11 protein-coding genes are annotated in these 15,033 nt (G+C 54.1%); 7 read left to right on the top strand and 4 right to left on the bottom strand.

Annotation, left to right across the window (positions count from 1 at the left end):
- Positions 1 to 32 precede the first annotated feature (32 nt).
- The 3 genes from H7A51_09205 to nth all read left to right on the top strand — a co-directional run bounded on the left by H7A51_09205 (position 33) and on the right by nth (position 3,340).
- Positions 33 to 1,661 (top strand): ATP-binding protein, encoded by a 1,629-nt coding sequence (locus H7A51_09205; protein MCP5536396.1) that lies wholly within the window; start codon positions 33 to 35, stop codon positions 1,659 to 1,661.
- A gap of 363 nt (positions 1,662 to 2,024) precedes the next feature.
- Positions 2,025 to 2,669 carry a 3D domain-containing protein gene (locus tag H7A51_09200; GenBank protein MCP5536395.1) on the top strand — a complete coding sequence of 215 codons (645 nt, stop codon included), beginning with the start codon at positions 2,025 to 2,027 and terminating at the stop codon, positions 2,667 to 2,669.
- Positions 2,670 to 2,719: 50 nt separating this feature from the next.
- Positions 2,720 to 3,340, top strand: coding sequence for an endonuclease III (gene nth, locus H7A51_09195; GenBank protein MCP5536394.1), 621 nt, complete (start codon positions 2,720 to 2,722; stop codon positions 3,338 to 3,340).
- Between the two features lie 57 nt (positions 3,341 to 3,397).
- On the opposite strand, the gene H7A51_09190 is transcribed toward nth, so the two are convergent.
- Together H7A51_09190 and argH are read right to left on the bottom strand one after the other, a co-directional pair.
- On the bottom strand, positions 3,398 to 3,853 hold the full coding sequence (locus H7A51_09190; GenBank protein MCP5536393.1) for a hypothetical protein: 456 nt from the start codon (positions 3,851 to 3,853) through the stop codon (positions 3,398 to 3,400).
- A gap of 46 nt (positions 3,854 to 3,899) precedes the next feature.
- Positions 3,900 to 5,252 (bottom strand): argininosuccinate lyase, encoded by a 1,353-nt coding sequence (argH, locus tag H7A51_09185; GenBank protein MCP5536392.1) that lies wholly within the window; start codon positions 5,250 to 5,252, stop codon positions 3,900 to 3,902.
- A gap of 309 nt (positions 5,253 to 5,561) precedes the next feature.
- On the opposite strand from argH, the gene H7A51_09180 reads away from it, so the two are divergent.
- From H7A51_09180 to H7A51_09165, 4 genes are all read left to right on the top strand, one after another.
- The gene (locus tag H7A51_09180; protein MCP5536391.1) at positions 5,562 to 9,149 is read left to right on the top strand and encodes an SUMF1/EgtB/PvdO family nonheme iron enzyme; all 3,588 of its coding nucleotides are present in this window, start codon (positions 5,562 to 5,564) and stop codon (positions 9,147 to 9,149) included.
- Between the two features lie 247 nt (positions 9,150 to 9,396).
- Complete coding sequence (locus tag H7A51_09175) at positions 9,397 to 10,569, top strand: IS256 family transposase (GenBank protein ID MCP5536390.1); 1,173 nt, start codon at positions 9,397 to 9,399, stop codon at positions 10,567 to 10,569.
- A gap of 128 nt (positions 10,570 to 10,697) precedes the next feature.
- Positions 10,698 to 10,910 (top strand): ribbon-helix-helix protein, CopG family, encoded by a 213-nt coding sequence (locus H7A51_09170; GenBank protein MCP5536389.1) that lies wholly within the window; start codon positions 10,698 to 10,700, stop codon positions 10,908 to 10,910.
- 3 nt (positions 10,911 to 10,913) lie between these two features.
- Positions 10,914 to 11,180 (top strand): type II toxin-antitoxin system RelE/ParE family toxin, encoded by a 267-nt coding sequence (locus tag H7A51_09165; GenBank protein MCP5536388.1) that lies wholly within the window; start codon positions 10,914 to 10,916, stop codon positions 11,178 to 11,180.
- A gap of 19 nt (positions 11,181 to 11,199) precedes the next feature.
- Here H7A51_09165 and H7A51_09160 read toward each other — a convergent pair whose 3' ends face one another.
- Together H7A51_09160 and H7A51_09155 are read right to left on the bottom strand one after the other, a co-directional pair.
- A complete protein-coding gene (locus H7A51_09160; GenBank protein MCP5536387.1) occupies positions 11,200 to 11,754 on the bottom strand; it encodes a hypothetical protein in 555 nt (184 codons plus the stop codon).
- Positions 11,755 to 11,870: 116 nt separating this feature from the next.
- The gene (locus tag H7A51_09155; protein ID MCP5536386.1) at positions 11,871 to 14,996 is read right to left on the bottom strand and encodes a c-type cytochrome; all 3,126 of its coding nucleotides are present in this window, start codon (positions 14,994 to 14,996) and stop codon (positions 11,871 to 11,873) included.
- Positions 14,997 to 15,033 lie beyond the last annotated feature (37 nt).

The raw sequence follows: 15,033 nt of genomic DNA, 5'->3' as shown, positions 1-15,033 counted from the left end.
TTGGATGTTCATCGCCTATGAAGAATCCAAGTATGCCCCGATGGGCCTCGGAAATTATCAGTAGCTACGAAAGTGGCGCAGCGGGGTGTTTTGTGTTGCACGGGAATGTGAATGACCGCTTGTTAGTGCCTTCGAAAAATGGTGCTACGCTCGGCAGTGTGCAGGATTTCGTGATGGATTCGTTGTTACCGCGTTTTGATGTCGTGCTCAGTTATGACCCTGGTCAGGGGTTGAGAATTGAGCGCGGTGGTGAGGTGTTCTCACAATGGCCGACGGTCAAGGAGGGGCTGGACTTGCCCGAAGCCCCCCTGGCCGCCGTCCGTGTGCTGACGCATTATTTGAAATACTGTAAAAACCTCCAGGCCGTAGGTGCCGAGAGCCCCAAGGTGGCGGTGGTGATACGGCAGGCCCATCTCATCTGTCCCTCGATCCCTAACTCCCACAATCACGACCTGAATGCGATGGCATCGATATTGCGAAGCTGGGCGGCGGATATGCGACTCCAGGAACACGGGCAGGCAGCCTTCCTGATCTCGGAAAACCTGAACGGCCTTCATCCCTTGGTATCCCGGAGCCCCCGCGTATCTGCCGTCGAGGTGCCTCTTCCATCGGTGGATGAAATGACCCACGCCTTGGAAATGCTGGCGGCTAAGTGCCCCACGGCCCTGGTGAATTTCCGGGATGATTATCAAAAGCCAGCCGGGCGACTGACCGGCTCCACCCTGAGCTCGGTTGAGATTCTTTTGCTTCGACGCGAACATGCCAAGAAACCTCTGGAGGAATCCGATCTGTCCGACCTGAAACGGGCCCTGGTCGAGCGCGATTGTGGTGGCCTGATCGACTTCATCGAACCGGACCGCAACTTTGATGGTGTGGTCGGACTTGATGGTGTCAAGGAATGGCTGAAGCAGGATATAGTCCTCTGGAAAAAAGACGAACTCGAGGCAATGCCGATGGGTTACCTGTTCTGCGGACCAGTGGGAACGGGCAAGACCTACTTGGTCGAATGCCTCGCAGGTGAGGCCGGGGTGCCGGTGGTGACTTTGAAAAACTTCCGCGACCGCTGGGTCGGCAGCACGGAGGAAAACCTGGAAAAGATTTTTTCGCTGCTACATGCCCTTGGCCGCTGTATCGTGTTTATCGATGAAGCGGACCAGGCACTGGGTCGACGCGATGCTGGCTCGGGTGATTCCGGCGTGTCGAGCCGGGTCTATTCGATGATGGCCAAGGAAATGTCCGATACCCGCAACCGTGGCAAAATCCTCTGGGTGCTGGCATCGAGCCGACCCGACTTGATCGAGGTCGACCTCAAACGTCCAGGCCGGGTGGATGTGAAGATTCCGCTGTTCCCATGTACCGATGAAAAAGAGGCGTGGACTTTACTGCGCGCGCTTTGCAAGAGAAGGGGGGTCGCGCTTGAAAAAGAGTCGATGTTGATCACCAAGATGCCGGAGCTGCTGACGCCTGGAGCGGCCGAAGCCATTGCCGTGAAGGCCCGACGACTCATGGTGACCCGTGGGATCAGTGCTGAACAGGCACTGGACAACTGCCTCGAGGGTTATCTGCCACCCGTTTCACACGCCGTCATCCAGGCGCAGATCCAGCTTGCCGTCGATGAAGCGTCCGATGCCTCGTTCATTCCCGACGCGTTTAAGCCATAAAAACCCCGGAAAACACGATGGATCGAGGATCAGCGAAGAAAAAAACAGGCCTCGATAGAGCGCCTGGCAAGTCAGGTGGCCACGTTGTCCATGCTCTGGAAACCATGATGGTTTCAGTGTTTGTTGCTTATTTTCAATGGGTTCTGAAAATACAATCACTGACGAGCCAAACGCATGATTACGAAAATTCATTGCCAATCTGGTGAAATCGGGGTAAAAAAACGCGCCGGGATTATTCTACCCGAGCTGATTTTCAGCCCGTCGAGAGTAGTTCCGGTTTTGTCATAGGCATTCAATGTCTGGCACAGATGAAGATAACCATACAGTCCCACCACAGCCCCCAAACAATACCCAAAGAAACTTATGTTAGTAAAACCTCTTCTTGTTAGCCTTGGATGTCTTACCCTCGGTGTCCTCAGCAGCTGTTCAACAAACCTACCAAGTAATGCCAAACTAAGGGATTCCCAGGCTGATGCCCTTCCCCAGCCAGCCTCGGCCAGCACGATCGCCCAGGCCAGGAACCTGCCCAAGGACAAACACGGCATGCCGACCTACCAGCGCTACTCGAACCGCACTCGCTACGTCAGGACCACTGCCTACTCCCACATGGAACACGAAGTCGGTGCCCCCGGAAGGATGAATGCCAGTGGGGGTATCCTGAAATACGGCAGTGTCCGCAGTGCGGCAGCCGACTGGTCGGTCTATCCACTCGGCACCATGTTCCGTGTTAAGGGCCAGCCTCATCTTTACGTTGTTGACGACTATGGTTCGGCATTGGTCGGGACCAACACGATTGACATCTTTAAACCCACTCTGAGTAGTATGCGTTTATGGGGAACCCGTAATACCGAAATCACGGTGGTCCAATGGGGGTCTTACGAACGTAGTGCCCATATGCTCAAAGGCCGGACCCAATACGACCATTGTCGTCAAATGTACTATGGCTGCACGCAAAAGCTGAACAGCGGCATGGTGAGCAGGGATCTTGAGCGCAACGGCGCGCTTTAATCCCTGGTTTTTTTACTCATCTTTTTGAATCGGTGCGTTAGGGTTTCGTTGTGACGAAACAAGAACGCGCCGATTTTATTGTCCAACGCCTTGAGGAACTCTATCCCGAGACGCCGATCCCGCTGGACCACACCGATGCCTACACTCTGCTGATCGCCGTACTGCTGTCGGCCCAGTGCACGGATGTGCGGGTGAATCAGGTGACTCCAGCTCTTTTTCAACTGGCATCCAGCCCACAGGCGATGGCGCGGGTTCCTGTCGAGGAGATCCAAGCCATCATTCGTCCCTGCGGGTTGTCTCCACGGAAATCGAAGGCGATTTCCGAGCTCTCACAGATACTGGTTGAGCAACACGGTGGTGAAGTCCCTGCCGATTTCGAGTCGTTGGAGGCATTGCCAGGCGTTGGCCATAAAACCGCGTCCGTGGTGATGGCCCAGGCCTTTGGCGTACCCGCGTTTCCGGTGGATACACATATCCACCGACTCGCCAAGCGCTGGCGCCTGTGTCCCGGGAAAAATGTGGTCGAGACGGAACGCTACTGCAAACGCCTGTTCCCCCGTGAAAAGTGGAACAAGCTGCACTTGCAGATCATTTTTTATGGCCGCGAACATTGCACCGCCCGCGGCTGCGACGGTAAAAGCTGCGAGATCTGCCGCGCTGTTAACCTATGATTCGGTGATGGTGTAATCCAGTTATTGGCAGCAACACCGAACCACGGAATAACAGAATCACTTCTTCGTGTATGCCTTGGTGAAGGCATCGATCGCAGCGTGCAGTTTCTTGGCGTTTTCGACGTCTGTTGTTTGTTTGCACGTCATCGCATGCACAATGATCTGGTGGATCAGAGTGATTTTATGGAGGTAGGCTTCTTTATCCGAAGTTGCTTCATCTAGCTTGACCCGCTGAGCCAGGAAATACTGGGTCATGGTATCCTGGATCTTGGTGGCGTGCTCCTCTTTGTTCATCACCCAGCGGGTGATCTGGTTGGCGTTTTTACCGGCATCCTTGGAGAGCTCGTTAATCTGCTCCATCGCTTTCTGGATGGTTGATTGATGGGTGTGCAGATCGACCAGCACGGTATCGTCTGAATAGATACCGCATGGCACCTGACAGTGGGCCCTAACCGTTGGGGTTGCGGAAACTGAGAAGAGAGCGGCGGCGGCGAGTAGTAGGCAGGATTTCATAACGCCGCCAAGCTACGCGTGATTTCCTGATTTCGCACGCGAAAAATCAGAGACTTTTCTGCCAGCGCAGCACCTCCGACCTCACATTGCCAATACTCGGCGCACCAGGGTTGCTGCGGGCGGCGAGGGCGGTTTGTAAATTGAACACCTCCCTGGCATCAACACCATAATGCCCGGATATCCGGGTGAGGTCGAGCTGGTCGAGCGGGGTCCTGGTTTCAACACTCACGGCAACAGCCTGCCCGACAAGTTCATGTGCCTGCCGGAACGGGACTCCGTTTTTGACCAGGTAGTCAGCGAGGTCGGTGGCGAGTAACAAGGGGTCGGAGGCGGCTGCTTCGCAAGTCTCCACGTTGATCACCATGTCGGTAATCATCTCGGTATTCACCTTGAGGGCGAGTTTGAGGGTGTCGATGGAATCGAAGAGGGGTTCTTTGTCTTCTTGAAGATCCCGATTGTAGGTGAGGGGAAGTCCTTTGGCGGCTGTGAGCAGAGCGACCAGGTTGCCATAGAGTCGACCTGTCTTCCCGCGTGTCAGTTCACAAACATCCGGGTTCTTCTTCTGTGGCATCAACGATGAGCCGGTGGTGTGGGCATCGGAGAGCGTGGCAAAACCAAACTCGGAACTGCACCAGAGGATCAGGTCTTCTGATAGACGCGACAAGTGGGTGCCCACCAATGCCATGCCGAATAGGAACTCCGCCATGTAGTCGCGATCGGAAATCGCATCCATCGAGTTGGTGGTGACCCGGTCGAATCCCAGCTCGCGTGCGATTTGTTCACGGTCGAGGTTGATCGTCGATCCCGCCAAGGCACCGGACCCGAGTGGGGAAACGTTGAGACGTTTCCGGCAGTCGGCGAGCCGTGACTTGTCGCGGTCGAGCATCTCGACATAGGCCAGAAGATGATGCCCCACGGTCACCGGCTGCCCGCGCTGGAGATGGGTGTATCCGGGGACCACGGACGCGGCGTGTTTTTCCGCCTGCTGGAGCAATGCCCGCTGAAGACCGGCGAGGAGTGTGGTCAGGGTGTCGATTTCCTCCCGACAATACAGCCGGGTGTCCGTAGCCACCTGGTCGTTACGTGATCTTGCCGTGTGGAGCTTCGCTCCCGGTGCCCCAATACGGTTGGTCAGCGCCGACTCGATATTCATGTGGATGTCCTCGAGTTCGATGGAAAAATCAAACTCACCGGCGTCGATTTCCTGTTCGATTTCACGCAGTCCTTTTTCAATGGCGGCAAACTCATCATCATTGAGTAGTCCGGCCTTTACCTGGGCCCGCGCGTGGGCGATGGAGCCCGCCACGTCGTGTTTGTACAAACGCCAGTCATAGGAGATGGATTCTCCATACTGTTGCACAAGATCGGCGGTAGCTTTGGCAAAACGTCCTTTCCACATGAGCGGAGTCATACCTCCGATGGGGTTGTTTGGGAACAACGGAATGCAGGGAATGCACGGAAATCGTAAAATGTCATCTATCCCGCAGGTTCTAGGTGATATGGAAGCCTGTGAAAATACCGTCGCCTTTACTCCCTCAGGCACGGCAATCCTTTGAAAGGCTCCCCCTGGCTGGCAGCCTCCTGCACATGGTTGATGCAAATTTAGGTGTCATTGCATCAAAAAGTGAGAGGCTGAAAAGTTTCCTCATAGAATTTTCTTGGCTCAGTAAGTTAGGAAGCTATATCTGTATGAAAAGTATTAGATCACATGAAATTTATTATATCTCCTTTAGTTGTTTTTTTGGGATTATTTACCGTTTATCTTGAAGCCGAAGGTGGAATTACTAATGAAGATTTTGTGATCATACCTGCAGGAAACTTTGTCATGGGTGATGCTTTTAATGAAGGGGACGCTTCTGAACTGCCCCTACGCACCGTGTTTGTGAGTGCGTTTTCCATGAGTAAGAGCAAGATAAGCAAGGCAGATTGGGACGAGGTGAGGGCGTGGGGTTCTACGCATGGCTACACAGATTTGCCTGAAGGCAGGTCTAAAGGGTCCTCCTACCCCATACATACAGTGAGTTGGTATGATGCAGTGAAGTGGTGCAATGCCAGGAGCGAGAAATATGGTCTGGCACCGTGTTACACCATAAACAACACCACATACAAGACCGGCAGCAAGACCCCCATGATAAATTACGCGGCGAACGGTTACCGCCTACCCACTGAAGCAGAGTGGGAGAAAGCTGCGCGAGGTGGTTTGACTGGAAAACGTTTTCCATGGGGCGATATGATTGATCATAGCAATGCCAATTATAAGGCTAATGGTAGTGCCTATACCTATGATGTTAGTGCTTACACGAGTTTTACGTTTCACCCAAATTTTACAAATGGTGGTCAGCCATACATAAGCCCAGTAGCAAGTTTTGCACCAAACAACTACGGCATCCATGATATGGCAGGAAACCTGTATGACTGGTGCAATGATTGGTTGGGGACGTATGGCGAAACGAATAATCCGACAGGACCTGAAGCTGGGTCGATGAGGTGTATCCGCGGAGGTGCATGGTGGAGCGAAGCAACTGCTTTGCGCTGCTCTCGACGCACGCCCAATGGTCATCCATCGCGCAAGGACGAAAGTATTGGGTTCAGGCTGGTTTGTGCTGGCTCCTTCGGGAATGTCAGAGCAGCTCAATTGCCGGGGACTCATCGAATCGAAATTCGTTACGATCTCGATTCTTATAATACAGTCAGCTTGTTAGTATCTGAGAACGGAGGTGAAACATATGATGTTTCATTTGACCCCACTTTGGCAATTACGGGTGATATCGGAAACCAGAATCCCGGTTTCGGAAAAGTGATTGAGTTTGATGCTAGTCAAGTGAGCAAACTCGCAAACAATTTTTCGAGACAACTTGTATTTAAGGTGATAGCTGGAAATAAGGAGGCAGTATCGAAACCCTGCCTCCTCGACACCATTAACCCCGATATCGAGGCGTTGGTGAAGGAGATTGATGATAAACTGGAATACAGTGAAACCAACTTGAGCTGGCGAAGTATTTTGGATCGTAATAAGCGAGGGGTGTATTTTAGTAGTGGATTAAAGCGGATATTTGCACCTAATAATCCATGGGGGTTTGACCTGCTTGATCGTCTGGGTAATGCGCCATGGTCTGCTGCTGACTTTGCAAACGAGCATCAAGGGTCGTTGTTTATGTGGAATGGCGGTATGTATCAGAACTTCGGATCATCGACGCCTGGGTGGATCTTTCATCAAGCAGGATACGCGGATCAGTCAATGAAGTTTGAAGAAACCAATCCTTTTTCGACGGCGAAGAGAGACCTATTCACAACTAACCTAAACGACCCTGCTGGGGGATGGGATGGAACTACCCAGCTTTACAAGGCGTTTGAAATGCCGGATCGACCGAACAAACTTTCATGGAATGGTGGAGAATCCAACGAGGTTGAGCAGAATTACCGCAATCTGAATTGGGGAGTTAACAAGCTGGTTGTGGTAGTGCATGGCTGGAATCCCGATGCAGATTCTGATCCATATTCTGGGAGCGAAATGACTGATATGCTCAGTGCCATTCACGCTGAAATCAAGGGGCATAATGATTGGGACCTATTCGCCTACAATTGGGCTGCGGATGCCGCTACAGGCAGAAGGCTATTTAATACGGGCCCGCATTCAGACGGGGGAACGGGTGTAGGTCAGGAGAATGGGACTCAAGCAGCCGAAATCGGGTACCAGCATGGTCTAGTCTTAGGAAAGCGTCTGAGGGAGATTTATCCTGATTTACAACAAATCCATTTCATTGCTCATAGTGCGGGAACATGGGTGGCCAGATCAGCGAGCTTGTATCTGAGGGCCACGGAAAACTCAAATACGCTTCAGCAGCAAGTCACCCTGCTTGATCCGTATAATCCATCGGTGGGTTTTGCTGATTGGCCTTTGGCGGGGGGAGAACCCAGCGTTCTGGGAACTGCCCATATCGATGACTGGATAAACCGGCTTCAGAATACTCGATTTGAGAATATATATTCAGTGGATACCTGGGTTGCCGGAACGAATGAAAGGTATTGGGGTGGTAGCGATGCTGGAGCAGAAGGAACCAATCAGTTTGTTAACCTCGATGTTGGAGATAGTGGGTTTTTAACGATCGATGGCCCTGATGGTGACTGGGGCAGGCATGGAGGACCTATCAAGTATTACGCATGGACAGCTGGAAGTCTTGAGTATGGAGCGAGGTCGAAGTGGAATGCAAGAGCGTCTTTAGCGGGTTGGCAAAGAAGTTTGTTTGTGCAAGAGCAGCCGCAGTATGTCGAGAACGCGTGTTTCATATACGTAGGGGCTGCTGCACAAAGTGTTACTAGCATAGAAAAGAGTTATGCGGCGAAATCCATGCCCGCTATGGCCTCAACCACATGGGAGCGAATCATCGTCAACGTCAACGACGTCGGGTGGGTGCGGCTGATTCTGATCCCGACAACAGGGGAATCCATCACAGCGGGGCCTACTCGGATCAAATCTGATGGTTCATTCTCGATCACGCTGCAAAACGGATCTGTGCTGGCGGGACAGTTTGATCTGGCTGCGGCGGAGCCGACTCTCAGCCTGACGCTGGACGGGGCTGATGTGGTGACCGGGGTTCCGGAGGCGACAGGATCGTCCACATTTGCGGGCATAGCGTCCTCAACCTCTGACGATGGTTCCACGGCCTACGCGATAGTTTCTCCAGACGCCTCGTGCTCCATCGTGGTCAAGGGGTTTGATCTTCATGGCAACGCCTGGCAGGCCAGCGGAAGTGGTGTCGTTAGTGCCGGTGGCCAAATCACCGTGATCGGTGGTAATGGCTTTTCCTACAGTGCTCAGATAGGCGCTGACGGCGAAATCGATGACAGCTCGGTTACACTCACTACGCCGGCTGGAATTATCAGGGCGCAACCCCTGTTTGCGAATTGGATCACAGCCCATGGCGCTAGTCTGACAGGCGAACTGGAAGATGACGACAATGACGGAGTCTGTAACGTCATTGAGTTTTACCGGGGCACATCACCAGTTGTGGCTGACGGAGATTCAGTGGTGCAAGTAATGCCAGCCGATGAGGATAAACCCGTTCACATGAAATTCTGGCAAAGTGACATTGCCAAAATTGACGGTAGCCGCTTTGAATGGTCGACGGATCTAAACCAATGGGCCGGAAACGGCGAGTCCATCGGGGATCTGACGGTTTATTTCAACTTTGAAGCTGTAGATTCCCGTCCCGGAGCGATACAATACGAGATTATTCCACTCGCTTCGGAGGAGGTGCAACAAATTTACGTGCGACTCGCCGTTGTGGTGGAGTGATGATGCGAGAGGCCGGAGGCAGCGGCCACAGCCAAGAACTCACATCCACGCGCATACACACGGGGGCGATTTGGTAGTGTAAATATTTGTCTGTAAAAGCTGCTATACCCTGACCCCGCCGCAACGGCAGGCGATGGAGCGTAGCGGAATCGGCTGCCGTTGCGGCGGCGCGCCATCCCCCCTCAGGGGTTGCCAGCGTCCGCCCAATGCTTTTGAATGAAGGTTCTAACACAACCAAACAAAAGCAATGAACGAACAGACACATCCTAGCCATAACGACGAAATCATCAACCTTCTTCTCGCCGACGGACTCGAAAACAGTCTCTCAAAGATCGCTGAACTCCTCATGAACACCGCCATGCTGCTTGAGCGCATCCACCACATCGGAGCCGCCCCCTATGAAAGGGACGCCGTTGAGCGCAATGGATATGCCAACGGTTTCAAGCCGAGGTCCTTCCAGACTGCCGTAGGCAAAATCAACCTGCAGGTTCCCCAGGTTCGTGACAGTGACACGACATTCCGCACCTCACTGCTTGAGAAGGGTTCGCGCAGTGACCGATCACTCAAGGCCGCCATCGCCACCATGTATGTGCAGGGAGTCAGTACACGCCGTGTCACCCAGGTCATGAAGGGACTTTGCGGCTTTGACGTTTCATCAGCACAGGTCTCCAAGCTCACCTCTGAGCTTGATGCCGAGTTCAAAAAATGGCGTTCACGCCCTCTACCCGAAGTCGCCTATCTGCTGCTCGACGCCACCTACTACAAGGTCCGCATCGACGGCACTGTAAGGGATTGCGCCACCTTGAAAGCCATCGGGGTGAGACGTGACGACGGCAAACGCATGATCCTTGGCGTCTCCTGCGCCCTCTCCGAGGCAGAGATTCATTGGCGAGAGTTCCTGACCGACCTCAAGGAGCGCGGCATCGGCATTCCCGACATGATCACATCCGATGCACACACAGGTCTCAGGGCAGCCCTCAAAGCCACGTTCAATGCCAGTCCGTGGCAACGCTGCCAGTTCCACCTTCAGCAGAACGCCCAGAACTACATCACCAAACAGCACCTCAAAAGCAAGGTCGCGGCAGATCTGCGAGCCGTTTTCAATGCAGACAGTCGGGAGCACGCAGAAGAACGCCTCAAGGACTTCGTCAACACTTATCGCAAAGACCAGCCAAAGCTCGCAGCCTGGGCCGAAGAGAACATTCCTGAAGGTTTTGCCGTGTTTACCTTGCCTGAGGCACATCGCAAGCGCTTGCGCACATCCAATGCCTGCGAAACACTCAACAGCCAGATCAAACGCCGCACTCGGGTCGTCGGACTCTTTCCAAACGAAGACTCGCTACTGCGGCTCGTGACCGCTGTATTGGTCGAAATCTCCGAGACTTGGGAAACAGGAAAATCCTACCTCAAGCTCAACTAACAAAAAAACAAACAGAAACAAAAACCGAATCTTCAACAAAAGCCATCAGCCACTTTTACAGAAAAAATATTGCGCGGCCGGCGATTTTTCACGTTGTCATACATGTACAACAGCATTACAATACCACCATGATAGCGGTGAGATTGGACAAGGAAACGGAGAATCGGCTGGCGAAGCTGGCAAAGCAGACGGGCCGGACGAAGAGTTATTATCTGCGGGAAGCGCTGCATGAGTACTTGCAGGACATGGAGGACTATTACCTGGGAATGGGAATCCTCAAGGAAGGCGGAAGGCTCTACACGGCAGCTGAGGCGAAGCGGGAACTCGGATTGAATGACTGAACCGTGGGCTGGGAATACAAGATTTCAGTGGCTGCACTGAAGCAGTTGAAAAAACTGGGTCCGGAGGGAGCGCGGCGGATACTGGCCTATCTGGATGCCAACATCGCGGGGTGTGAGAATCCCCGCAGTTTTGGTAAGCCGCTGAAAGGGGAACTCGGTGAACTTTGGCGCTACCGCACCAGCCACTACCGGATCATCTGCCAGCTCAGGGATGACGAGCTTGTGGTGCTGGCCGTGAGGGTGGGGCACCGGCGGGATGTTTACGAATAATGGGCAGCCCTAACGCACCTTACCTGCTGTAAATTCCCGCTGGCGTGAATGCGGCTGATGGCGGGGCACCCTCTGCCGCTGGCGGGATGGTGATCATTTTGGCTTCACCGTTGATGGTCACGCTTGCGTTGCCTGCGGCGCGTTCAAGCGCTTGCTGCGCAAAGGGGGAATGTTCGCCTGCGGCGCGATTGGCGCGTATTGTATCGCCGAGCTGGTCCATGACGACTTTGATCACAGTTCCGCCGATGGTGACGGTGGCGCTGCATGAGCCTACGCCCTTGTTCACTTCAATGCTGGCATCGAGAACGGGGGCGTGTTCAAACGGCGTGCCGGCAAAGATGTTAGGGCCAAAGTAGGCACCGACGCTGGGGTTACTGGAGACAAAACCGATGACCGAGGGAGCGGCATCCGCCGACTCCTGAATCATGACCATACCGCTGGGTGCCGACCCCACGGGGGTATGTACCATGGCGGCGACATGCACTAAAATCATGCTTCCTTCATTTCCATCGATTTGGGCGGCGAGATCGACCCCACTATCCCATGACATCCATTGTGATACGTTGTTGCTCATAGTCCCTCCATACTAGTTGACGGCGTTGTTGCGTATCAAGGGGGAAATACACAAAAAAACACGCCACCCCCATGGCGGGGCAGCGTGTGTGAAGGTGTGTTTCCAGTCGGTGGATATTATTGATGGGGGTGCTCTTTGAGCAATTCCTCGGGGCTGTAAAAGCCTTCTTTGCCCTTGGTGGCTTCGCGGACCTGTTTGACTTTTTCCGGCGAGATCGCAGAGGCTTTATTGCCAAACGAATTCCTCACATAGGTCAGCACTGCGGCAATGTCCTTGTCGTTGAGCATGCCGCCAAAGGCGGTCATCGGAACTTGGCCGGGGTAGGCCTGCCCAAGCACTTCGATGGGGCCGTGCAGCCCGTTCAGCGCGATTTTGATCAGGCGCTCTTCATCCTGGGTTACCCACTTGGCTCCAGCGAGTGGCGGGAAGCCGGCGGCAGGGAGGCCTTTGCCGTCGGGTTGGTGGCAGGTGCCACAGTAGCTTTCCCTTTCGTAGATCTCGGCACCCTTCAAAAAGAGTTTCTTGTTTGCGCCCTTGAGGTGGGTTTTGACAACATGCTTTGGCTCTGCTTTGGCGGTTTCCCCTTTGAGGTGGGCCAGTGCAAACTGGTAGGCCTGTTTGATATAGTTATCGACCGGTTTTCTGCCTGCAGCCTCCACGATTGGGAGACCGCGCTCTTTACCCAACCAGGAGGCGGCGGTGATGGCTTCGAGGCGGACCCGACCGTGATCGTCGTTCGCCGCGGCCATAAGCAGTGACGCCTGGTCATCGATCATGTGACCATTGAAACGGAGCACGCGAACGGCGGCAGCGCGGATCTTGTGGTCGCTGGATTTGAGCAGCAGCCTGAGCAAATCCGCGTCGACCTGGTTAAGCCCCCAGGAAACCCAGAGTGCTTCGAGCTTGTGACGCTCGTCCGACTGCTGGGCGGCCCATGATTTCAGTGCAGGCAGCACTTCGTCGGCACTGCGACCACGCAGTTCGCGGCGGGTGCGGTAGCGTGTGCGTGCCTCGTGGAGTTTCAGGTTTTCCAGCAGCTCGGCCACACTCGCACCTGCAACCTTGGCAGGTTTCACCAACGGGCGAGCTGGATAAGTGACCCGGTAGATTCTGCCATGCACATGATCACGGTATGGATCACGCGCATTGTGCTGCATGTGTCCTATCAGAACGTTATGCCAGTCGGCGACATAGAGTGACCCGTCCGGAGCAAATTCCAGGTCGACCGGGCGGAAATTCTTGTCGGCTGATTTAAAAAGATCCTGGCGATACTTGGTGGTGAATCCCGTACCGTCTTCAAGCAGCTGGTGCTGTTTGGCGCCGAGGTAGCCGATGTTGTTATTGATTAACAGATCCCCCTGCACGTCGTCGGGGAAGTGACGGCTGGAAACAATTTCCAGACCGGAAGTCGGCCTCACCTGGTGGCTGGTAAGGATATCGGGTGCCCGCAAATTCACACCGTAACGAGGCTTGACCGAGCCGGGCATCATCCATGAGGCGGAGGGGCCTGAGGTGTGGATGAAGAAATCCTGACCGTAGTCGTCAAACGCGATTCCCCATGGGTTGGGGATGCTGAACTGGGCATAACGAATGAGTTCTTTACGCTGTGGGGAGTAGCGGAAGAAACCACCGTTGGTGCCGCGGACCGGACCGTATGCGGTTTCCACATTCGAGTGCAGGAACACGCCTTCGCCCATCAGGATGGCTCCGGAGGGGTCGGCGCAAAAGGCGGATATGGCATGGTGGGTATCGTGGTCGTCAAAACCGCTGAGGATGACCTCCTTGACGTCATACTTGTCATCGCCATCGGTGTCCTTAAGCAGGACGAGGCTGCCGCTTTGGGAAACGTAGACACCTTCGGATGTGATCTCGAAACCGATGGGGATGTGCAAATCAGCGGCGAACGTCGTTTGTTTGTCGGCTTTGCCATCATGGTCGGTATCCTCGAGGATGATCAGTTTATCGGCAGGCCTGGGGTCACCGATACGGTAGTGCGGATAGCTCGGCATGGTAGCGACCCAGAGGCGGCCTTTGTTATCGAAGGCAAGCTGCACGGGGTTGGCCAGATCAGTGAATTCCTTTTCAGAGGCAAAGAGCTCCATTTTATAGCCTGGTGCCGTGGTGATCCTGGTCTGCGACTGCGTGCCTGGCTCGTAGTCGGGGTCGCCATTTTTAGTACTTGGTTTATAGTTGGATTTGACCGGCGGGAGTTTGTGGGTCTTGGCATCGGCAGCTGCGAGATCGGATTTTTTGCCTTCGAGAGCACGCCAGATCGCCCAGTCGCGGACTTCGGTCATTTCGCGGGTCTTTTTGAGCTCATCGGGGTAGTTTTGTGGGCCGTATGGTTTGTATCGACGACCGTAGACGTGCACACCGTTAGGGATTTTGAAATCATTGAGCCAGCACCAGTTTTTTTCGTTCACCGCGTTATGGACTAGCAGGCGGTGTGTGTTATCGGGTGTTTGTTTCCCGTAGATGGAGTCGGCAAGTCGTTGCGCCAACCACGCATAGCCTGTGCTGTTGAGCAGGGCACCATCGATGGTTAATTCCTTTTGGGAGGAATCGAAAATGGCTTTGGACGGGGAGTAGACATCGATGAAAAGCACACCTTGGTCGGCACAGACATCCCTCATCGCTTTGGTGTAAAGTGCCAGGTTGCTGTTAGCCGAGGCACCGTCCGGCGAGCCGTATTTGTCAGACAGATCCTGGAAGGCGGTGGGTGAGACAATGGCGAGTTGAGGTGCAGACTGGCCATTGTACTTCTGGCCAAGCGTATGCCGAATGAATGCCGTGAGTTCCGCCTTGTAGTTATCGACACCTTGCGGCCCAGCGAAGGATGAGTTGAAGCCGAAGAAGGCGATGATGGTGTCGGCCTTCAGCCGGGTGATCCATTGGTCGGGTGTGTCAAAGTCCCCCTGGCTTCCGGTGCCCTTGGCGAGTTCGGTCTGGAATTTTTCAGCTCCGGGGAAGGCCCATGGGGATCGGCGGCCCGGGTGCGGACGGAAGCCCGGGGTGTTGCCCTCGTCACACATGTTGCGGATGACGAGTTTGCTCTGTGGGTTGCGCAGTTGAAGTTCGGTTTCAAAGTGCCCGAAGTGATTCATACGTGAGCCAAGACCGCTGCCGATGAGAACGATCCGTTCGCCTTTTCGGATTTTCAGTGGTTGATCCGCAGCTTGTGTTATCTGGATTGCAGCAGCGGACAAACACAGCAGGGTGAGTTTTTTCAGTGATGACTTCATCATGTCGTTCGAAATGTAAGCGTGATTTTCTTCCGAC

It is taken from the genome of Akkermansiaceae bacterium (genome assembly GCA_024233115.1).
Classification (GTDB): Bacteria; Verrucomicrobiota; Verrucomicrobiia; order Verrucomicrobiales; family Akkermansiaceae; genus Oceaniferula.
This window is presented reverse-complemented; position numbering and strand designations above follow the sequence as displayed.

Bases quoted from the DNA above. Each gene is read 5' to 3' on its own strand.
- H7A51_09170 (MCP5536389.1), top strand. From the start codon at position 10,698: ATGATAGCGGTGAGATTGGACAAGGAAACGGAGAATCGGCTGGCGAAG.
- H7A51_09155 (MCP5536386.1), bottom strand. From the start codon at position 14,996: ATGAAGTCATCACTGAAAAAACTCACCCTGCTGTGTTTGTCCGCTGCT.
- H7A51_09200 (MCP5536395.1), top strand. From the start codon at position 2,025: ATGTTAGTAAAACCTCTTCTTGTTAGCCTTGGATGTCTTACCCTCGGT.
- H7A51_09205 (MCP5536396.1), top strand. From the start codon at position 33: ATGCCCCGATGGGCCTCGGAAATTATCAGTAGCTACGAAAGTGGCGCA.
- H7A51_09180 (MCP5536391.1), top strand. From the start codon at position 5,562: ATGAAATTTATTATATCTCCTTTAGTTGTTTTTTTGGGATTATTTACC.
- H7A51_09160 (MCP5536387.1), bottom strand. From the start codon at position 11,754: ATGAGCAACAACGTATCACAATGGATGTCATGGGATAGTGGGGTCGAT.
- H7A51_09190 (MCP5536393.1), bottom strand. From the start codon at position 3,853: ATGAAATCCTGCCTACTACTCGCCGCCGCCGCTCTCTTCTCAGTTTCC.
- argH (MCP5536392.1), bottom strand. From the start codon at position 5,252: ATGTGGAAAGGACGTTTTGCCAAAGCTACCGCCGATCTTGTGCAACAG.
- H7A51_09175 (MCP5536390.1), top strand. From the start codon at position 9,397: ATGAACGAACAGACACATCCTAGCCATAACGACGAAATCATCAACCTT.